The organism is Lachnospiraceae bacterium GAM79 (genome assembly GCA_020735665.1).
GTDB lineage: Bacteria > Bacillota > Clostridia > Lachnospirales > Lachnospiraceae > Coprococcus.
Window position 1 is genome coordinate 899,974 of sequence record CP085928.1, and the last position, 20,564, is coordinate 920,537.

Consider the following 20,564-nt stretch of genomic DNA (forward strand, 5'->3'; position numbering starts at 1 on the left):
CAGCTTGTGTAATATACACCGGCGGATAATTGATATACATGAGTCTTTTTTAATCTGTCGGACATACTTTATAGTAGCAGACAGTTCGGCTGACATCACTGGTATGGATAGAGAAAAAGGAGAACAATATGGAAAAATTCATTAACAATGCCCCGTTTGCTCTTGTAATTGTAATTCTTGTGATCGGTTTTGTACTGCTGATCAAAGGAGCGGATTTTTTTGTAGAGGGAAGCTCGAGTGTAGCAAAGAGACTGCATGTTCCATCTATAATTATTGGACTTACAATTGTTGCGATGGGAACATCACTTCCGGAAACAGCGGTCAGTGTATCAGCATCAATAGCAGGCAATAATGAACTTGCAGTTAGTAATGTAGTTGGTTCTAATATTTTTAATCTGATGGTTGTTATCGGAGTATGTGCAATATTAGCCACAGTAAATGTTGCAGGAGAAACGATAAAGAGAGATATTCCGCTTTCGCTTATATGTGCCGGACTCTTAATGCTTTTAGGAATAATCGGCCTTGGAGACAAAACAGGCATGACGTTGGGACATATGGATGGTGCTATATTTATTGGTTTATTTGCAGGATACATTTTTTACATGATCAGGATTGCATTAAAGGCCAACAAAGAAGGAAAGAAAGTTGAGATTGAAGGTGGCTCGGATGAGGAAATTAAGCTTGTATCCGTTCCGGTCAGTATTCTGTTTATCGTTGGCGGAGCAATAGCGATTGCAGTCGGAGGGGATGTGACCGTTGATGCGGCATCAAGAATTGCAAGTGATCTCGGAATGAGTCAGACACTGATCGGACTTACAATCGTTTCGATAGGCACGTCACTCCCGGAGCTTGTGACCTCAATTGTTGCAGCCAGAAAGAATGAAGTTGATATGGCGCTTGGTAATGCGATCGGTTCAAATATATTTAACATACTTATGGTACTTGGTATTGCATCAGTGATCAGTCCGATCAGTATAATCAGAGAGAATATTATTGATCTGTGTGTACTGGTTGCATTTACTGTGTGTGTATGGATATTTGCAGGGACAAAGAAGAAAATCGGAAGAATCGAAGGTTTGTGTATGGTTGCTCTCTATGCAGTATATGCAGTTTATATTGTAATAAGATAAATGTGGGTATAGCAAATGATATTATTTTTAAAGGTATTTTTTACGGAATTCATAGCGGAGATGGGAGATAAGACACAGCTTATGTTGATTGCTCTTACGTCTAAGTACAAATTAAAAGATATCATATTAGGAACTGCTGCCGCAATTCTTGTACTGAATGGTCTGGCGGTTCTTGCAGGTGGACTTGTCAGCGAATTTGTTCCGGAATGGCTCATTAAGAATATTGCAGCACTTGCATTTCTTTACTTCGCAGCATCAACGGTTTCCGATGGCGACGAAGAGGAAGAAGAAAACGGAAGATCAAAGATCAAGTTTGCGCCATTGGCTGTTTTCTGTACTTTTTTTGTAGCTGAGCTTGGAGATAAGACTCAGCTTACCGCTATAACATTTGGTGCAAATGAAGGTATGGGGGCAGCACTTATTGTATGGATCGGTTGTTCGCTCGGACTATTTGCAGCGGACATTCTTGGAATGCTGATCGGTTACCTCTTAAAGAGCAAAACTCCGGATGGACTGCTTAACACACTGGCATTTGTGATATTCTCGATATTTGGTGTGTATACACTTTATCAGGGCCTTAAGCTCATCTCTTCAAGTGTCTGCCGGATTCCGGTACTGCTGATACTTATAGCTGTAGTCGTTGTATTTGCGGGCTTATGTGCATTCCTTTTCGTACGGCGAAAAAAGAAAAAAAGGGAAAAAATACAGGAAACGAATAGAATACAAATCTCATTTCATTAAATAAATAGTCTGGATGTCAACGATAAGATTAACAATTCTGATAGATTATTGCGGTGAAATAGTAGAAATAGTGCCATTTTTGTTTGATATTATACAAGAAACACATAAAGATATATCGTATTATTGATAATATATGTTATATTTGTATGTAAGGAGAAAACATGATGGTTGAAAGGAAAACATTATCGCAATTATCTGTGCCAATATGCCTGGAAACTTTATTCTATATGCTTTCAGGGATGGTTGATACACTTATGTTATCATCTGTAAGTGATCAGGCTGTGGGAGCAGTGGGAACAGCAAATACTTATATAGGTGTTTTCATTGTTATGTTTGGAGTGATATCATCGGGTATGATAGCTGTTATGTCACAAAATATAGGAGCGGGAAGACCCGGGATAGCATATCAGGCCAGACAGCTTGGACTTATGTTTAATGCGTTCATAGGTATTCTGATGTCTGTTGTTCTTGCAATTTTTTCCGGCAGAATACTTAAAATAGTAAGTATTGCTTCTGCTTTGTTTGAACCGGCTGAAACATACCTCAAAATTGTTGGTGGAACATGTTTTTTAAATGCGCTTATTCCTATTTTTTCCAGCTATTTGAGAGTATTTGGATATACAAAGCATTCCTTGATAGGAACTATTGTTGGAAATGTTCTTAATATAATACTAAATTCGGTATTCTTATTTGTATTTAACTGGGGAGTAGTGGGAGTTGCCGTTGCCACGGTTATTTCAAGGGTTGTAAATCTTGTTATTGTAGCGGTGATGGGCGCTGTACTTATAAAAGCAAAACAAAGTCCTGATCGTATTGTGCCGCGAAAGATATTTGCGCAGATTGTTAAAATAGGTTTTCCTTCCGCATTTGAAACAGCACTTTATAATATAGCAATGACATTTATAGTGCGTTTTATGAATCAGATGGATGCGAACGGAATGAATGTCACAGCTCGTTCGTATGCTATGCAGATAGCAAATTTCTCATATTGTGCAGGAGCTGCACTGGCACAGGCTAATGCTATTATGACAGGCTGGAGAATCGGAGCAAAGGAGTTTGAAGAATGTGACAGGGGTATAAAAAAAGCAGAGATATATGGCCTTGTAATAGCCACATGCTTCTCTGTGACATTTGCACTGTCCGGACACATTATAGTGCATATATTTACGGATGATGCACAGATGATAAGTCTTGTTGTAAAATTGTTAATAATAGATATATTCCTTGAACTTGGAAGGGTGACAAATCTTGTGTATAGTCAGGCGTTAAAAACCAGTGGAGATGCAGTTTTTCCGGTTATAATGGGTGCAATTTTCATGTATCTGTTTGCGGTTGGTGGTACATATTTTCTTGGAATACATTTGGGCTTTCTGGCGGTAGGAGCATATATTGCCATGGCAGGTGATGAATGTGCGAGAGCTGTTGGAATGGTGCTTCGATGGAAAAGCGGAAAATGGAAAAGTAAGAGTCTTATAGAATTATAGGAGAGATTATGTATTTTGAATTAAAGGAAAATAAACCACATGGTACAAAGGATGATCCGTTCAGTACATATCACATAGAGAATGCGGGGCAGTCCTTTCAGATACCGGTACATTGGCATGATGAATTCGAAATTATATATGTAAAAAGTGGCTTTTTGACTGTAAATATATCAGGAGAGAACTATATCGGGAAACCCGGGGATGCCTTCGTTGTATCACCGGGCAATCTGCATTTTATGGGTTCAAAGACCGGTACTGTAGATTATTTTACTTTTCTTTTCCCATTGAAATATATATCTTTTTATACAGATGATATACTAGATGATAGATTACTTGAACCATTAGACAGTGGCCGTCTGATGATAAGTCCCAGTGTAAAAGATACGATAAAAGAATTGTGTGAGCAGTTAATTGAGATATATGAAGCAAAAAAGAGTGAAAGAGAGTTGAACATAACGACGCAGATAAAGACCAAAATAATTCTTTTACAATTTATTCTTGAAATGTGGGAAAAAGGATTTATAGTAGAAAATAACACAAGTGGTAGAAACATTGTAGAAAAAGAAATGGTCTCGTATATACAGCAGAATTTTACAGGAAAAATATCATTAAAGGAATTTGGGGAGCAATTTCATCTTTCTGAAAAATATATATCCAGATATTTTAAGGAGCATTTTCATATTACACTTTCACAATATGTGGCGTATTTACGATTAGAGTATGCAAAACAGCTGTTGCAAGACACCGATATTTCTGTTACAGAGGCAGCAATGCGGAGTGGTTATCAAAATATAAGCTATTTTATCAGAAGTTTTAAAAAAACATACGGAGTTTCTCCGTTAAAATACAGAAAAAAGCAAGTTGACTGTATGCAATAACATTGTATTGGCCGCGTTAGCTCTGATTTTGTAACGTTTTACGTTTTATGGAGGAAAATGATAATGTCAAAAGATGAATATTTAATTACAGATGCCCCTATAAAAGCACTGACTGTATTTGCAATGCCTATGATTCTGGGCAGCTTCTTTCAACAGGTATACAATATGGCAGATTCAATCATTGTTGGTCAGTATGTCGGTGCTCCTGCACTTGCGGCAGTTGGCGCATGTGCCGCACTGACAAATGTTTTTATCTGTATAGCACTTGGTGCCGGGGTAGGGGCGGGAGTGCTCGTAAGTCGTTATTTTGGTGCCCAAAATTATAGCAAAATGAAAACAATTGTATCAACATCCTTGATCAGCTTTTTGATTTTAAGCGTACTTTTGGGTATTTTCGGTTTTTGTTTTTCTCGTTTTATGATGACTTCATTACAAACACCTGCTGATATACTGGAGGAAGCAGTGTTGTACCTTCGCGTTTATTTTGTGGGATTTCCGTTTCTGTTTATGTATAACATTCTTTCAACGATGTTTAACTCAATCGGTGAATCGAAGATTCCGTTAGGCCTTTTGATAGTTTCTTCTATTTTGAATATTTTTATGGACATTTGGCTGGTAGCCGGTCTTGGTCTGGGTGTGTTCGGTGCCGCTCTCGCAACTCTTATTGCACAGGGAATTTCCGCCGTGTTCTCGCTTTTGATTTTCTTTAGCCGGATGCGTCGATATAAAAGTCCCTTTAACTGGTTTGACAGGCAGGAACTATCTTCTATGCTTCAAATTGCCGTTCCGTCTGTTCTGCAGCAGTCTACAGTGTCAATTGGTATGATGATCGTTCAGGCTGTTGTAAATCCATTCGGCACGCAGGCTCTTGCAGGTTATGCAGCAACGATGAGAGTAGAGAATGTTTTTTCATTGATATTCGTATCCATTGGTAATGCAGTTTCACCATATGTTTCCCAGAACTATGGTGCAAAGAAAATTGAACGTATCAAAAAAGGATATCATGCTGCGTTGGTGTTGGATGTATGTTTTGCAGTGCTTGCTTTTGTAGTCATTGAAACACTGCACACACAAATTTCTTCGCTATTTCTTGGTAAAGATGGAACTGCTTTGGCGTATCAGGTGTCTGGCGATTATATGAGATGGCTTGGTTATTTTTTCATTTTTATGGGTATTAAGATGGCAACTGACGGAGTCCTTCGCGGACTTGGGATTATGCGTCCGTTTCTCATTGCAAATATGGTAAACCTTGCGATACGATTGTCGGTTGCATTGATTTTTGCACCCCGTTTCGGTATTGCGTTTGTCTGGCTTGCTGTACCGGCCGGCTGGTTTGCAAACTTTCTGATTTCGTATGTGGCACTTAGAAAAAGCTCGATTATTCAACTAAAATTATACAGCAATTAATAAGGGAAAGAAGTTGGAATGATATAAAAGAATTTGAGTGATTAAAATCGATTTACGCGTTTGTAAGAGATGAAATTTTGAAATGTTTATAAACAATCGGTAGATGCTGTTGGATAGATTGTTAAGGGAGGTAGGAAATGAACAAGATTATATACAGAAAGACTACAAATGCTGATATGAAAATTCTGATGAAGCTGAGACTTGAAATGCTTAGAGAAGTGAATGGCTTGTCCGGTGAGTATGAATATGACGAGAATTTTATCTCTGAGAGCAGAAGATATTTTGAGTCAGGGGAACAGACTACAGTTATTGCGTCTGATGGAGAAACTCTTGTAGGCTGTGCAAGCTTATCCTATACATGGATTATGCCAACCTTTTCGCATCCAACAGGTAATCGGGCGCATTTAATGAATGTCTATACTCGCGCAGATTATAGAAGAAGAGGAATTTCTAAGAAAATGGTTGAGATTTTGATTGATGAGGCAAAAGAAAATGGTGTGACAGAAATAAGCCTGGATGCAACCGAGATGGGAAGACCTTTGTATGAATCGTTAGGGTTTAAAGCATCTGATTCATGTATGGTGATGGATTTGGAGGGGTGATATGGATGAAGATTATAGAGATCACAGAAAATAAAAAACAATATCTTGATTTGCTGTTATTGGCAGATGAACAGGAAACTATGATAGACCGTTATCTTTATAAAGGCAAAATGTATGTATTAGATGATAATGGGATTAAATGTGAGTGTGTCGTTACCGATGAAGGAAATGGTGTGCTTGAAATAAAAAATATTGCAACTGTTCCGGAATATCAAGGAAAGGGATATGCAAAAGCTTTAATTGATTTTATTGTTGAGAGATACGGAAAGCAATATGCTATTTTGCAAGTGGGAACAGGGGATAGCCCGCTTACAATACCCTTTTATGAAAAGTGTGGTTTTATCCGTTCACATAGCGTACCACATTTTTTTACAGATAATTACGACCATCCAATATATGAAGATGGAGTACAATTGGTGGATATGATATATTTGCGAAGACGGTTATAAAGAAAATTGTGATTTGTTAGTTTATACACAGATGCATTAATGTTGTTAGATCAATATGATCATCAATCAATAGAAAAGACAGAAGGTAATAAATCGATCTATAAAATAGGAGGTGTCAATATGATAGAAACAGAAAGACTTATTCTAAGGGAATATACAATGGGGGACTTTGAAGCATTATATGAAATTGTTTCTGATCCAGAGACAATGCAGCATTATCCAGCACCTTTTGATGTTGAAAGAACAAAAGGATGGATTTCTTGGAATTTGGAAAATTATGAAAAATATGGTTTTGGGCTATGGGCGGTTGTGTTAAAAAAAACAGGCGAATTTATCGGTGATTGTGGAATTACTATTCAAAATATTGATGGAGAAATGCTTCCGGAAATAGGATATCATATTTACAAAAAATATTGGCGTAAGGGGTTTGGAAAAGAGGCTGCAATCGCAGTCCGTGATTGGGCATTTGAACATACGGACTATGACATTATTTATTCTTATATGAAATATACAAATGTTGGTTCTTATAATACAGCTATAGCGAATGGGATGAAAAGGGTTAAAGTATATGATGACTCTAAAAACACAATATCATATGCTTATGCAATTACAAAAGCGGAATGGGAAAAATTAAGATAGTTCCCTAGTTGTGAATAACAATATTTAAAGAACAGTATTGGAGGAAAATATCTTATGTTAAATTTAATAGTGAAATATAATGAATTAACAGCAGAACAATTTATTGAATTGTGGGAAACGGTATGGGGAGATGGACCGTCTCTTGAACAGACAAGGTTAGCAATGAAACATACTTTATTCAGAGTTTCTGTATGGGATGGAGATTTCATTGTTGCTATGGCAAGAATGAATGGTGATATGGGACTTAATTACTATATTAAGGATGTTGTTGTCAGACCTGAATATCAGGGAAAAGGTATCGGAAAGATGTTAATAAATGAATTAAGAAGATTCATAAATGACAATGGAGTTAAAGGTACAGACATTTTTGTGGAATTATGTGCAGTCCCTGATAAGATTCCATTTTATGAAAAGTTTGGGTTTGAGGCAAATGAGGCACAAAGATTGAAAAAATATCATCATGTAGAGTAAAGATAAATCTCAATTAGTTTTATTGCTTTTTTCTTGATAATTACATATAATGTAAACGAGCAAGTACACTTGCTTGATTTAAGTGCGTTGCTACTTTGAGTGCAAACCTTTAATTTAAGTGCTTTGCAGCTTAAAATGCGAATTGTTAATTTCAGGGAGATAAGATGATTAGCTCCCTGTTTTGCTATACTATGGAGATAGAAATGAAAAATAAATCGGTGGATGCATTCTATACGGCTGAGATTTTGGCACTTGTAGTTGCTTTGATTTTCTTTGTGGCGGGTATGACGCAGGTGGTCGGATATGCCTGTAAGAAGAATCATACAACAGGAACTGTAACATATCAAAGTTCTCGGCAGAGCTCCAATCATGTCAAGGTACATAGCGGAAATGATGTCAGAAATTATAAATCACGTTATGGGAAAGGCATCCGGTCAACTTATACGGTGCTGCAGATTAAGTCGAATTCGCCTGTCAATGGTGCCGATGTGTTCTGGTATGAGGGAAATTGCAGCACTCTGGGCAGTAAGAATGTTTATATAGGCTATAATGATAATTCCATGTCGGTCTTATCACAGTTTGAACTGGTAATGACGATCATAAGCGGTGCATTTTTATTATTACATGCAGTTTCAGCACGGTTGCTCAGTAAGAAAAATCCATATGGCGGGAAGCTTTTCTGGTTTTTTAAATTTTGACCAACCCTGCCGGAAGTCATTTTATATTATGACAGAATTAAGTTGATAAAACAGAAAAATTAGAAATTTTAGAGGTATAAAGAATGATAAATTTAGTAGCACTTCCGTGTTTATGTGTAGATGTTTTTGATGGAACTGATGAACTATATGCTGGCGGTGAAGCCCTTAATTTTGCAGTCCATGCATCAAAATTTGAGGAGTTCAATGTTTCAATATTGGGTGCGGTTGGACAGGATTCTTACGCAAAATTTATTATGGATTCTATTTCTGATAAGAGAATAGATGTAAGCCACGTAAGAGTAGAAAAGGATAAAGTAACAGCGAATAATCGTACATATCTTACAGCCGACGGTGACAGATATTACAAAGATGATTCATGGACGGGTGATATTGTTGATAAAATGATATTGAACCATGATGAATTGGAGTTTATCAAAAAATCAGATGTTGTATTTGTACATTTTTGGGCAGGCTGTTTTGGACAAATTATAGATTTAAAAAAGAATAACAATTTCAGATTGGCAGTGGATTTTGTAGAATATCGTAATTTTAAAGAAATGGAAAAATATGCACCATATATAGATTATTTCATGATTAGTGGAGAGAAATCAATTCTCCCAATATTTGAAGCGTTTTCAGAGAAGTATAAAGGGCTATTTAATGTGTCTTTAGCTGATAAAGGAAGTGTTACATATCATAATGGTGAAAAGTATTTTGTTCAAGCTAATAAAGTTAAAGAAGTAATTGATACTACAGGTTGTGGAGATAGTTACCATGCAGGCTTTGTATGTTCACATTTGATAAATGGGAATATTTATGAGGCTATGAGAGTTGGGACAGAATTAGCAACAGAGACGCTGTCTCATTATGGTGGATTTTAAGAGAAAGAGAGTTTTTTGGAGTTCCTGAATTTCAATGATGGTTGGAATAGTATTGGATAATCTGTTACGGTGAAAAGAAATATCGAAAACCATTAATAATAATGGGAGCCAGACAAGTGGGAAAAACTTGGTTGATGAAGGAATTTGGAAAGAATTATTATGAGAAAACAGCATATATTTCTTTTTATAACAACCAACGGATGAATGCGGTATAAATTATTTATGCTGGATGTCGGATTACTGGGGGCATTAAGTGAGTTGCCGGCGACATCTATATTGGAAGAAAATGATATTTTTATGGAATTCAAGGGTAATCTCACAGAGCAATATATGTTGCAGCAGATGATTTCAGATACACCGTATACGCTGTATGTCGAACAATACAGATTACAGCGTCTGACATGGGAGTTAAATTATATACGGATTTTGGATTTGTACATAATGGTAACTTTATGCAATATAAACTTTAACGGTTATAGTATTTCTGATTGAAAAGGGCAGAAAACAGCAAGGTTGGGCTTAGCACCATAGGAGTAGGATAATATGATGGAAACCAGAAGTCGAAGAGGGATACTTATAATTGTTTCAGTTGCAATCGTTGTATTGCTTATAATAATCAGCGGCAGATATTTATTTTTGCATAATAAAAGTTATAAAAATCAGGCAATAGAACGCGGAGATGCAATATATTTAAATGAAATCAAATATTCTCCGATATCGTCATCTGATTTGAATGAATATACTATTTCAAATGTTCTGATTTGTAAAACTGATACGGGGATGAAATTATATGAAATAAATGAATATCCTGATTATGAATATATTGCAGGATATCATGCATGGAACGGTGAAATTTATAAAAAAGACGAAACAGATTGACCATTTAGAACAAAAAACGTAACAAATTTATGACCAGTGATGAAAAATGTAATATCACAGATTTATAAGGTAAGAAAAAATGTAAAAAATAGAACTGATAAGGTAAGAAAAAATGTTAGAATAACGGTAGAATAGACAATAAAAAATGTGATATACTATCTGCGAAAGGATGGTGTGACAATGCTTCGATTTGCAATGGATAATCTGTTACAGTGGAAAGAAAAGAAAAATAGAAAACCGTTAATAATAATGGGAGCCAGACAGGTGGGAAAAACTTGGTTGATGAAGGAATTTGGAAAGAATTGTTATGAGAAAACAGCATATATTTCTTTTTATAACAACCAACGTATGAATGCAGTGTTTGAAAATGATTTTGATATTGAACGAATCATAATGAATTTAAATATTGAGTCAGGAGTAACAATTACTCCAGGGAATACATTGATTATTCTTGATGAGGTTCAGAACACACCAAAAGCTTTAGAATCCTTGAAATATTTCTGTGAAGAAGCACCAGAATATCATATTATAGCAGCAGGGTCATTGCTTGGAGTGGCAATTCATGAGGGTGTGTCGTATCCGGTTGGTAAAGTAGATCTGTTGGATTTATATCCGCTTAATTTTAGAGAGTTTTTATATGCTATGGAGGAAAAAAAACTTGCAGATGCATTAAAGACAAAAGACTTTTCCATTATTGATAATTTTTCTGACAAATACCTTTTCTGGTTAAAAAACTATTATTATACAGGAGGAATGCCTGCGGTTGTTGATGCTTTTCGGCTAGACAAAGATTATACAGAAGTAAGGCAGATTCAAAGCGATATATTAAGACAATATGAGGGAGATTTTGGAAAGCATATTGAAAGCAAGGTACTGCCAAGAATCAGAATGGTTTGGAATTCTATTCCAATGCAGTTGGCAAAAGAAAATAAAAAATTCTTTTTTGGTCAAATAAAAAAGGGGGCTCGTAGCAGCGAGTTTGAAATAGCAATTCAATGGCTGATTGATTGTGGACTGATTTATAAAGTTAATCGTGTAAATGAACCACATATACCTCTGAAAGCATATCAAAGCATGAATGCGTATAAATTGTTTATGCTGGATGTCGGATTGCTGGGGGCATTAAGTGAGTTACCGGCGACATCTATATTGGAAGGAAATGATATTTTTATGGAATTCAAGGGTGCTCTCACAGAGCAATATGTATTGCAGCAGCTGATTTCTGATACGCCGTACACACCATATTATTATGGAACTGAGAAAGCTACGTTTGAACAGGATTTTTTGATCCAGAAAGAAGATGCAATTATACCTATTGAAGTAAAAGCAGAAACGAATATAAGGTCGCAGAGTTTAAAAGCGTATTATGATAAATTCCATCCCGAGAAAGCTGTACGTTTTTCGACTCTAAAGTATATGGATCAGGAATGGATGGTAAATATACCATTGTATGCGGTATGTAATTTATAAATATCAGTTTGTATAAGGGGATCGTGAAAATGGATATTAGATATAAAAGACTTACAGAAAAAGAACTGAATACGTTTATTCACATGAGGATAAACCAGCTTAGAGAAGAAGGTGCTAAAGAAAAGATAGATTTGGTTCCTGCATTGAAGGAATATTATACTCGACATATGGCGGACGGAACATTTGTATCTTGGCTTGCCCTTGATGAGGAAAATATTATTGGAACAAGCGGGATGTCATTTGTGGAGAAGCCTCCCTATTTTGGATGCCCAAGTGGAAAGATAGGATTGTTGTCCAGTATGTTTACTGATCCGAAATATAGAAGAAGAGGTATTGCAAAGGAGCTGCTATCCCGCGTTATAGATGACGCCAGGGAATATGGCTGTGGAACAATACAGATTACGGCGTCTGATATGGGAGTTAAATTATATACGGATTTTGGATTTGTACATAATGGTAACTTCATGCAATATAAACTTTAACGGCTATAGTATTTCTGATTGAAAAGGGCAGAAAACAGAGGGATTATTTGATAAATTAAAAAGAGAAAAAAACAATTTGACGATTGGTGCGATCATAGGCAAAGAGTATGAGCAGCAGTATTTTGATGACTATTCCTATTTTTGTGATTTTATCAGTGAAAAATTAACGGAACAACCTATTTTTTCAGAAGTCGAGAAACAAGAAATTAATTTAATAATGGCTTACATAAAAGAATGTGGAACATACGCCCAAAAATTCTACAGCGGAAAAAAATCAGAGAACAATGTGGATATGGAGAAGATTGCATATGTGAATGATAATTTGTACGATAGAATCTGCGATAAAATAGGACGCCTACATAAAGAAAATGGGGAGCCGATGCCATACGAGAAAAATGACGATATTGTGAGATGATTTCAAGAAGAGTGTTGGAGAAAAAGCTTTTATAAAAAGCTTGGCTTTGAGGCAAATACGGAGGTAATGTTATTATGATCTTGTGCTTTTCCGGAACTGGTAATAGTCGTTATATAGCAAAGAAAATTGCAGATGAATTGCAGGACGAGATTGTAGATATGAATGCAAAAATCAAGGCAACAGATTATTCGCCAATGAAAACAGGCAGAAATATAATCGTAGTGGTTCCAACTTATGCGTGGCGTATTCCACAAATTGTATCGGAGTGGCTTTGTAAAACGGAACTGCTTTCTGCAGAACGCATTTGGTTCGTGATGGACTGTGGAGGCGAGATTGGGAATGCAGCGAAATATAATCGGCGCCTTGCGGAGCAAAAACATTTATGGTATATGGGTACAGCTCAGGTTATTATGCCGGAAAATTATATTGTTATGTTTGGTGCACCGAAAGCAGAAGAAGCAAGAAAGATTGTTAGAAATGCGGAACCTACTATTATGGATATAATTGCGCACATTAAGGCAGAGCAGCCGTTCGCTGTACCAAGAAACAATCTTTATGACCGGTTAATGAGTGGTCCGGTAAATCCGATTTTTTATCATTTCTTTGTGAAATCTGATGCATTTCGTACGGATGCTACCTGTGTCGGTTGTGGTCAATGTGTTAAGAACTGTCCATTGAACAACATTACGCTTAAGGACAGAAAGCCTGTATGGGGAAAGCAATGCACTCATTGTATGGCTTGTATTTGTTATTGCCCTACAGAAGCTATTGAGTATGGAAAAAAGAGTGTTGGAAAGCCGCGTTATCATTTCGAACAATTAGAGAGCAGATGATTTATAAATCTCTGTACGGAAATTAGAAATTGATAATTTGAAAAATTTCCAGTTTGAAGGAGCAACGGTATATGAAGTATTTATATTTGCATGGATTAGGACAAAAACCAGACAGTTGGACTAGAGTAATAAAAGAAACGAAAGTGTCGGAAAGTAGTGTCAATTTGAGTTTGGCAGGGATGCTAGAGGGAAAATCTGTTACATATAAGGAATTATATTCAGCATTCTCAGGAGAATGCGACAGGGAGAACGAAGGAATTGTCTTATGCGGGCTTTCTCTAGGTGCTGTTTTGGCGCTTAATTACGCGATAGACCATCCAGATAAAGTAAGGGCGCTCGTATTAATTGCAGCACAATATAAAATGCCAAAAAACTTATTGAAAGTTCAGAATATATTGTTTCATCTTATGCCGAATTCGGCATTCAGTAAAATGGGTTTCAAAAAAGCGGATGTTATCAGCCTGTGCGGGACGATGGCTGAATTGGATTTCAGTGACTCCCTGCATAAGGTGTCTTGCCCAGTATTGCTCATTTGTGGAGAGAAGGACACTGCAAACAAAAAAACTTCAAAAGAACTTTGCCAATATTTGAACAACGCCTGTTTCCATGAACTTGTGAAAACAGGTCATGAAGCAAACATAGAAGCTCCGGAAGAGTTGGCGATCGTGTTGCAGAGATTTTATGATAATTAACATTCCCGGAACATGGTTCGGAGTTTGATATGAAATCATAGGGAATTAAAACTTAGTGAAAAAGTGCAGTAAGTTTTAATTTGAAGAGGCAAATCTGTGGAAAAAGTTATCTTCTGTTTTATTTGTTTCGTGACTATCTTATAGCAAGAAGATATTATATTCAGTCTGCATTATCCGTAAGTGATCCTGATAAGATGGGACTACAGACAAACTTCTGTATAGATGCAACTGTGAAATCTGCTTTTGAAAGAGGTTATAAAGTAATTGTTCCACAAGGGGCAAATTCAACATTTGATAACGATTATATGACTGGAGAAGAAACATATAAATATTACAATGATATGATGTGGCCAAAGAGATTTGCTACATGTGTATCTGTTGATGAAGCAATTAAATTGATGGAAAGTTAAATCGGAATTTTAAGAATTGTCTAGGAGGTATGATTTATGAAAAAAACACATTTAATAATTGTAAATATAATTCTTTTACTGTGGTATTTTCTTTCAATGATAGGATTGAAGATTGGAGACAAATACTTGGTAACAGGTGCATTTGAGGAAGATTGGCTATTTATGCTTATTCCGACAATTACATTCGTTTTAATGTTAGTTACAAAAAATGTTGGAAGGAATATACATTTGATATGGTTGGCAGGGTGGTTTGTCACTCAGTTCTTAAGTCATGAATGGTATACTTTATTTGGAAGAGGATTTATGGGAGAAATGGACAAGAAGATTGCCTATTTTTCAGAATGCATTCAATTAATAAATGTGGATGGAAGATATGTTCCTGATGTATATCATATTGTATTACATATTTTGATAATTATTGCATTTGTTGTGACCTTGCTTTATAGAGAAGAAAAAACATTAGTTGACGAAGTGTGAAAATTCCAGTTTTGGTAACTGGTAAATAGAAATTTGTGAAGGAAGGTACAATGGATAAGAAACGACTAACAAAATATTTGATAATCACATTTCTCATCACCTGGGTTTGCTGGTGGGGAGATGCTCTGCTGGTTAAAGTCACATCTTTAACTGAGTCAAACGTGTTTCCGATGATTATTTTTACAATTGGAGGATTTGGACCGACAATTGCCGCCTGTATCTGCATGGAAGGTGGTTTTACGCGAAAGAATTTAAGGCGGTTCCTGTTTAACAATACAAAAAAGAACTGGCTGACAATTCTTGTTGCAGTTATAGTTGAAACAATAGTATTCTTCATTTGTTCAGATGGACTGCTGTCCTCAATCCCCAGATCGCCGATAGCTGCGGTTGTGGTATTCATCATATTTATACAGACTGCACTCCTGTATGGTGGCAACGAAGAACTTGGCTGGCGAGGTACTATGTTGCCGATTCTGGAGAAGAAAGTTTCTGCACCTTTAGCAACATTGATCGTTGGAATCGTATGGATCATTTGGCATATTCCGCTCTGGTTCATAGAAGGCAATTCACATCAGAGCATGTCATTTATCTGGTTCGCGGTCTTAGGATTGGCGCTCAGCTATTGGTTATCTATGGTTTATGATATCACTAGAGCTGTCATGTTCTGTATGATCCTACACGGATGGACAAACACATTGATGGGAGTGGTAGATATCAATCAAGGTCCGTTATATTATGTGTTACTGGTTGTAATGACAGCAGCCTCAATGTTAATAAGTATCCGGATTCGTAAAAAATAAAGGAACGTTCATTCATAACTTCCAGTTGTACGCCCAGCCGATGGTGTGGCACTGCGGAGTCAGAGAACCAATTATGTTTTACATTGTGAATATTTAAGCTGGTATGCAAAAGGGTAGGAAGCGTTGCAGTCTTTATGTCAATTGGTTATTCCATATTGGGGATAGATGCAGGAATCATCAGGCACTTGATTAAAGGAGATACAGTATGAAAAAGATATTAAGAAATATTCTAAGAGTAATATTGATTGTAATCACGGTTATTGCATTATTCGTGATAATATCATTGGTTCGCCATAAAGTATGCAGTTCAAGAGAAAAGGATTTATTAACTCCGTTAGGTGAACTGGTAGAAGTCAACGGGCACAAGATGAGCGTATATACAGAGGGGGATGGTGATAAAACGCTTGTGTTCATGTCCGGAGGTGGAACCTGCTCGCCAATATTGGATTTTAAGTCTTTGTATTCGCTGCTTAGCAATGATTATAAAATCGTTGTAGTGGAAAAATTCGGTTATGGCTTTAGTGATGTTGTAGACGAAAACAGGGATATCGATACGATGTTAAGCGAAACAAGGATGGCACTTGATAAAGCCGGAATAAAAGGCCCATATGTGCTTTGCCCCCATTCAATGTCCGGACTTGAGGCTTTATACTGGGCACAGAAGTATCCGGAAGAAGTTGAGGCTATTGTTGGTTTGGATATGGCAGTACCAGACTATTATGATGAAATGAACATTAATATTCCTATTATGAAATTAGGGCAGTATGGTGCGGCACTTGGAATCACCAGATGGATACCGAGCCTTGCCGAGAGCGATGCAATCAAAGCCGGAACATTGTCTGAAAAGGAAAAAGAGATTTACAGAGCAGTATTTTATCAAAAAACTGCAACTGTAACGATGATCGATGAAGTAAAAGCTGTAAAACAGAATGCAAATATTGTAAAAGAAAACGGAATTCCGCAGGTGCCGATGTTATTGTTTATTTCTGACGGCTCCGGTGGAACCGGTTTTACAAAAGAAAAGTGGAGAAGTATTCCCGAAAATTATATTTCAGGTTGCGACAATGCAGGTTATATTGAATTAGATTGTCCGCATTATGTCCACGACTACAAATATGATGAGATAAGTAAAGAAATCAGGAAGTTTATTCAGTGAATGGAACAGGTGGTACATATGACTGTGTTGCTTTAATGGCATATTATGTCATTTGCAAATCAGTGACAAATCTTTACGAGATAGAAGAGATAAATGAGAACTTATGGAGGATGGAAAATGGTAAAACCTATTGTAAAAGATATTCTTTTTCTGGGACAGAAATCCGTTCCGGCAACACAGCTTGATATGAATGTGGTAAATGATCTTCGGGATACATTAGCTGCAAATCGTGAGCGTTGTGTCGGAATGGAAGCAAATATGATCGGGTATAAGAAAAATATGATTATTGTAAGTGCCGGACCTGTAGATATGATTATGATCAATCCGGTGATCTGTTCTAAGATCGGACGTTATGAAACAGAAGAAGGTTGTCTGTCATTAGAGGGAAAACGAAAAACAACGCGGTATAAGAAGATAGAGGTAGAGTTTCAGGATGCTGGTTTTGTAAAAAGAAAGATGGCATTTGAGGGATTTGTGGCACAGATTATTCAGCATGAGGTGGATCACTGTAATGGGATAGTGATATAACAGGAGACAAACATGGAAAAAGACTCAGGCAAATGGATCATGTATGGTGTAGACTGGGATGATCCGGAGTGTATTCATACAGTAGATGAGGCAATAGAATATATAAATGAGATTGGCTTCCTACCGCTTTTTAGAAATGATATACCGGGATTTTCGCTGGAAGAACGAACCGTGCCGGAGTACTGGTGGTGTGAGGATGTTGACAGAGATCCATGGATGTGGCGGGCGGTTATCGCAAGAAGACATGACATCGTATATGGCAAGTTTTTTAATAAAAAGGCAGGTTTTATATCGAGAAAATGGCTTCCTGTATTTGCCAATTACAGACGGGATGGATATGATTTTGATGCGCTGTATGAGGATGGAAAAGCCCCGAATAAGCATAAAAAGATCATGGATCATTTTATGGAAGCACATGTAGATACAGAACTGTATTCCAACGAACTGAAGAAAATGGCAGGGTATGGAAAAGACGGCGAAAAGGGATTTGATGGAGCTGTCACCAATCTTATGATGCAGATGTATCTTTGTAATTGCGACTTCAGAAAACGTGTAAATAAAAAAGGACTGGAGTATGGTTGGGATGTGGCGGTTTACTCGTCTCCGGAACATATCTATGGATATGATTATGTAACATCCTGTTACAAGGATGATCCGCAGGAGTCGTGGAATACGATCATCCGACACATGCATGATATTTATCCGATCGCAACAGATGCACAGATAAAAAAGCTTTTGAAATAGAATCAAAGAAATTTATTATATTTAATTAAATTTATCTTATGTGCAGGATAGGAGCACATATGACAGGCAGGAAACAGCAGGTTGCTTTTTATAAAACAGATTCTCCTGTATGATATGAATAAAGGAGGACGAGTCATGGAAACAAAAAATATTATTTTTGAACTTCGTACAAAGAGAGGCATGTCACAGGATGAACTGGCTGAGAAAATAATGGTGACGAGACAGGCTGTATCACGTTGGGAGAATGGAGAGACAATTCCTAACACAGATACTTTAAAGCTTTTATCGAAGGAATTTGATGTATCGATCAATACACTACTGGGAGAGCCTAGAAAACTTATCTGCCAGTGCTGCGGAATGCCGCTTGAGGATGACACAATCATAGGACATAATAGTGATGGTTCATTGAATGAGGACTATTGTAAGTGGTGTTATGCGGATGGAACATATACCTATAGTGATATGGATGAATTGATAGATGTCTGTGTTAAACATATGGTAGACGAAAATGTTACAGAGAATCAGGCGCGTGTTTATATGAAGAAACTTCTTCCAAAATTGGATTACTGGAAAAGATATGAAGAACTGAGTGACAATGGTCAGTTTGATCAATTCAAGAAGGAGCTGATCAGAGAAATTAATGATCTTCATGTAGAAGGTCTGCCTGAGGTAAAAAGACTGAATGCCCTTGTTGGAGAATATGTGAATTTAGAATACAGGCTTCCGAATGGAGAAAAAGTGAAATTCCTGGATGGCCGGAAAACATATTTAGGCAATCAGCTTGAATGTGAATTTGGTGGAGACAGATACTTTGGAGTTCTTGCAGATATGGATTTTATTCTGATTTCAACATATGAAGCTCAGGGCAAAGATCCGGAACTGATAATTTACAAAAAAAGATAATTGCTTGACAAATCATCTTTTTGTGCTATACTTCATGCCAACAGAATAGTAAAAAATAAGTACGCAAGGGTGTGTTACATCGGTTGCGTACTTTTTTGTTTTATGAAATACAAGGGAGGTGGAAACTGGTGAAGACCCTTGAAACAAATGACTGGCTGGTCATGAACAGTATCATATACAAGATTTACACAACCGGTGATTTTGATGCCATGCGGACACAGTTTCTGGAACAGATCAAGACCGTCATAGATTTTGATAGTGCAGATTTTTATCTGGCATCATCAAATGAGAAAGAAAATCTGGAACGTCCGGTATTCCTCAACTGTGATGAAGACTTGTCAGATATTTATGAGAATATGGATTACAGCCGTGGTATTATGTTCAGTGGCAGGAGTATGGTATACCGGGAAACTGATATCATATCTGATGAGAAAAGAGTTCAAACAGAATATTATCAAAGAGTATATAAGCCAAATAACTGGCATTATGCGTTACAAATGATATTTGGACGGAACAAACATTTTCTGGGCGTAGTGACACTATATAGGACGATTGGTAAAGAGGACTTTACATATGAAGATGTATTCCTGATGGATATGCTTAAGGATCATATGGCATACCGGTTGTCACAGGACAGAAACAATCAGATGACCAGTCAGGAGAAACTGACGCTGACACAGGCAGTAAAGACCTATGATCTGACGAAGCGGGAGCAGACCATATTGCAGCTTTTGCTGCAGGGAATGGAGAATACGGAGATCTGTGACCATTTATCCATAACGGTAAATACACTAAAGAAGCATATTTTAAATATTTACCGGAAACTGGGAATTCGAAACCGTGTTCAGATGTTTAAACTGATTAAAGAAAAAGAGTAGTTAGTACTATAAAAGTAGTAGAAAAATGGTAATCCTGTTCTATTGAAGAATTAATTTGAAAGTAGTATATTTTCGTTAACAAGCAAAGGAGCTGTTCAGAGATGAACGGCTCTTTTTTGTTATATTAGTTGTATGTTGCAGATTGGAGGAAGAAAGAATGAAAGAAATCATATTAATAATCAGACCAGAAAAGCTGGAAGTATTAAAAAGCATATTGGATGAGAAGAATTGTGGTGGTATGACGATCTCAACCGTTATGGGATGCGGAACACAGAAAGGAACTGTTGAGGGCGTAAATGAGATTAAAGGCTTTAAAACTACGATCAATCTTCTTCCAAAAGTAAGAGTTGAAGTAGTAGTTGAAGATTCCAAGGTAGAACAGATTATTCTGGATGTCAGAGAAAAGGTAGCTACCGGACATGTCGGAGATGGTAAGATCTTCATTCGAAATATCGAAGAGGCTATACGAATCCGTACCGGTGAACGAGGAGAAAAAGCATTATAGAGAAATTTGAAA

General features: G+C 36.8%; 26 protein-coding genes and 3 pseudogenes. All 29 read left to right on the forward strand.

All coding sequences use genetic code 11. The features are described from left to right. The first annotated feature begins 128 nt into the window (after nt 1–128). The gene (locus tag LK416_03955) at nt 129–1,130 is read left to right on the forward strand and encodes a calcium/sodium antiporter (protein ID UEA75344.1); all 1,002 of its coding nucleotides are present in this window, start codon (nt 129–131) and stop codon (nt 1,128–1,130) included. Between the two features lie 15 nt (nt 1,131–1,145). Next, nucleotides 1,146–1,871, forward strand: a complete 726-nt coding sequence (locus LK416_03960) for a TMEM165/GDT1 family protein (protein ID UEA75345.1) — start codon at nt 1,146–1,148, stop codon at nt 1,869–1,871. 161 nt (nt 1,872–2,032) lie between these two features. Then, a complete protein-coding gene (locus LK416_03965; protein ID UEA75346.1) occupies nt 2,033–3,355 on the forward strand; it encodes an MATE family efflux transporter in 1,323 nt (440 codons plus the stop codon). 8 nt (nt 3,356–3,363) lie between these two features. Beyond that, complete coding sequence (locus LK416_03970; protein ID UEA75347.1) at nt 3,364–4,233, forward strand: AraC family transcriptional regulator; 870 nt, start codon at nt 3,364–3,366, stop codon at nt 4,231–4,233. Between the two features lie 63 nt (nt 4,234–4,296). Then, nucleotides 4,297–5,640, forward strand: a complete 1,344-nt coding sequence (locus LK416_03975; protein UEA75348.1) for an MATE family efflux transporter — start codon at nt 4,297–4,299, stop codon at nt 5,638–5,640. A 137-nt stretch (nt 5,641–5,777) separates the two neighbouring features. After that, nucleotides 5,778–6,242, forward strand: a complete 465-nt coding sequence (locus LK416_03980; GenBank protein ID UEA75349.1) for a GNAT family N-acetyltransferase — start codon at nt 5,778–5,780, stop codon at nt 6,240–6,242. A 5-nt stretch (nt 6,243–6,247) separates the two neighbouring features. Next, nucleotides 6,248–6,691 (forward strand): GNAT family N-acetyltransferase, encoded by a 444-nt coding sequence (locus LK416_03985; protein UEA75350.1) that lies wholly within the window; start codon nt 6,248–6,250, stop codon nt 6,689–6,691. Nucleotides 6,692–6,811: 120 nt separating this feature from the next. Continuing rightward, nucleotides 6,812–7,330: a GNAT family N-acetyltransferase gene (locus LK416_03990; GenBank protein UEA75351.1), complete on the forward strand. Its 519-nt coding sequence runs from the start codon at nt 6,812–6,814 to the stop codon at nt 7,328–7,330. A gap of 54 nt (nt 7,331–7,384) precedes the next feature. After that, nucleotides 7,385–7,801 (forward strand): GNAT family N-acetyltransferase, encoded by a 417-nt coding sequence (locus LK416_03995; GenBank protein ID UEA75352.1) that lies wholly within the window; start codon nt 7,385–7,387, stop codon nt 7,799–7,801. A 203-nt stretch (nt 7,802–8,004) separates the two neighbouring features. Then, on the forward strand, nt 8,005–8,499 hold the full coding sequence (locus tag LK416_04000) for a hypothetical protein (protein UEA75353.1): 495 nt from the start codon (nt 8,005–8,007) through the stop codon (nt 8,497–8,499). Nucleotides 8,500–8,582: 83 nt separating this feature from the next. Beyond that, complete coding sequence (locus tag LK416_04005; GenBank protein UEA75354.1) at nt 8,583–9,380, forward strand: PfkB family carbohydrate kinase; 798 nt, start codon at nt 8,583–8,585, stop codon at nt 9,378–9,380. A 56-nt stretch (nt 9,381–9,436) separates the two neighbouring features. Next, nucleotides 9,437–9,583, forward strand: a pseudogene (locus LK416_04010) (AAA family ATPase). 19 nt (nt 9,584–9,602) lie between these two features. Beyond that, nucleotides 9,603–9,752 (forward strand): annotated as a pseudogene (locus LK416_04015) (DUF4143 domain-containing protein). Further along, nucleotides 9,752–9,850 (forward strand): annotated as a pseudogene (locus LK416_04020) (N-acetyltransferase). Before LK416_04015 ends, LK416_04020 begins: the two co-directional pseudogenes overlap by 1 nt. A 73-nt stretch (nt 9,851–9,923) precedes the next feature. After that, on the forward strand, nt 9,924–10,259 hold the full coding sequence (locus tag LK416_04025; protein UEA75355.1) for a hypothetical protein: 336 nt from the start codon (nt 9,924–9,926) through the stop codon (nt 10,257–10,259). Between the two features lie 180 nt (nt 10,260–10,439). Next, entirely contained in the window at nt 10,440–11,729 is a 1,290-nt protein-coding gene (locus LK416_04030) for an ATP-binding protein (GenBank protein UEA75356.1), read from the forward strand. Nucleotides 11,730–11,758: 29 nt separating this feature from the next. Beyond that, nucleotides 11,759–12,211 carry a GNAT family N-acetyltransferase gene (locus LK416_04035; GenBank protein UEA75357.1) on the forward strand — a complete coding sequence of 151 codons (453 nt, stop codon included), beginning with the start codon at nt 11,759–11,761 and terminating at the stop codon, nt 12,209–12,211. A gap of 76 nt (nt 12,212–12,287) precedes the next feature. Then, complete coding sequence (locus LK416_04040) at nt 12,288–12,626, forward strand: hypothetical protein (protein UEA75358.1); 339 nt, start codon at nt 12,288–12,290, stop codon at nt 12,624–12,626. A gap of 74 nt (nt 12,627–12,700) precedes the next feature. Continuing rightward, a complete protein-coding gene (locus LK416_04045) occupies nt 12,701–13,459 on the forward strand; it encodes an EFR1 family ferrodoxin (protein ID UEA75359.1) in 759 nt (252 codons plus the stop codon). Nucleotides 13,460–13,530: 71 nt separating this feature from the next. After that, nucleotides 13,531–14,151: an alpha/beta hydrolase gene (locus tag LK416_04050; protein UEA75360.1), complete on the forward strand. Its 621-nt coding sequence runs from the start codon at nt 13,531–13,533 to the stop codon at nt 14,149–14,151. Between the two features lie 80 nt (nt 14,152–14,231). Continuing rightward, a complete protein-coding gene (locus LK416_04055) occupies nt 14,232–14,561 on the forward strand; it encodes an isochorismatase family protein (GenBank protein UEA75361.1) in 330 nt (109 codons plus the stop codon). Nucleotides 14,562–14,597: 36 nt separating this feature from the next. After that, nucleotides 14,598–15,038, forward strand: coding sequence for a hypothetical protein (locus tag LK416_04060; GenBank protein UEA75362.1), 441 nt, complete (start codon nt 14,598–14,600; stop codon nt 15,036–15,038). A 50-nt stretch (nt 15,039–15,088) separates the two neighbouring features. Then, nucleotides 15,089–15,838, forward strand: a complete 750-nt coding sequence (locus LK416_04065) for a CPBP family intramembrane metalloprotease (GenBank protein ID UEA75363.1) — start codon at nt 15,089–15,091, stop codon at nt 15,836–15,838. A gap of 205 nt (nt 15,839–16,043) precedes the next feature. Further along, nucleotides 16,044–16,994: an alpha/beta hydrolase gene (locus tag LK416_04070; GenBank protein ID UEA75364.1), complete on the forward strand. Its 951-nt coding sequence runs from the start codon at nt 16,044–16,046 to the stop codon at nt 16,992–16,994. A 117-nt stretch (nt 16,995–17,111) separates the two neighbouring features. After that, complete coding sequence (locus LK416_04075) at nt 17,112–17,522, forward strand: peptide deformylase (protein ID UEA75365.1); 411 nt, start codon at nt 17,112–17,114, stop codon at nt 17,520–17,522. Between the two features lie 12 nt (nt 17,523–17,534). Continuing rightward, nucleotides 17,535–18,266 (forward strand): hypothetical protein, encoded by a 732-nt coding sequence (locus LK416_04080; GenBank protein ID UEA75366.1) that lies wholly within the window; start codon nt 17,535–17,537, stop codon nt 18,264–18,266. Between the two features lie 135 nt (nt 18,267–18,401). Next, nucleotides 18,402–19,169: a helix-turn-helix domain-containing protein gene (locus LK416_04085; GenBank protein ID UEA75367.1), complete on the forward strand. Its 768-nt coding sequence runs from the start codon at nt 18,402–18,404 to the stop codon at nt 19,167–19,169. Between the two features lie 128 nt (nt 19,170–19,297). After that, complete coding sequence (locus LK416_04090) at nt 19,298–20,047, forward strand: helix-turn-helix transcriptional regulator (GenBank protein UEA75368.1); 750 nt, start codon at nt 19,298–19,300, stop codon at nt 20,045–20,047. 157 nt (nt 20,048–20,204) lie between these two features. After that, the gene (locus LK416_04095) at nt 20,205–20,552 is read left to right on the forward strand and encodes a P-II family nitrogen regulator (GenBank protein UEA75369.1); all 348 of its coding nucleotides are present in this window, start codon (nt 20,205–20,207) and stop codon (nt 20,550–20,552) included. The last annotated feature ends 12 nt before the right edge of the window (nt 20,553–20,564 follow it).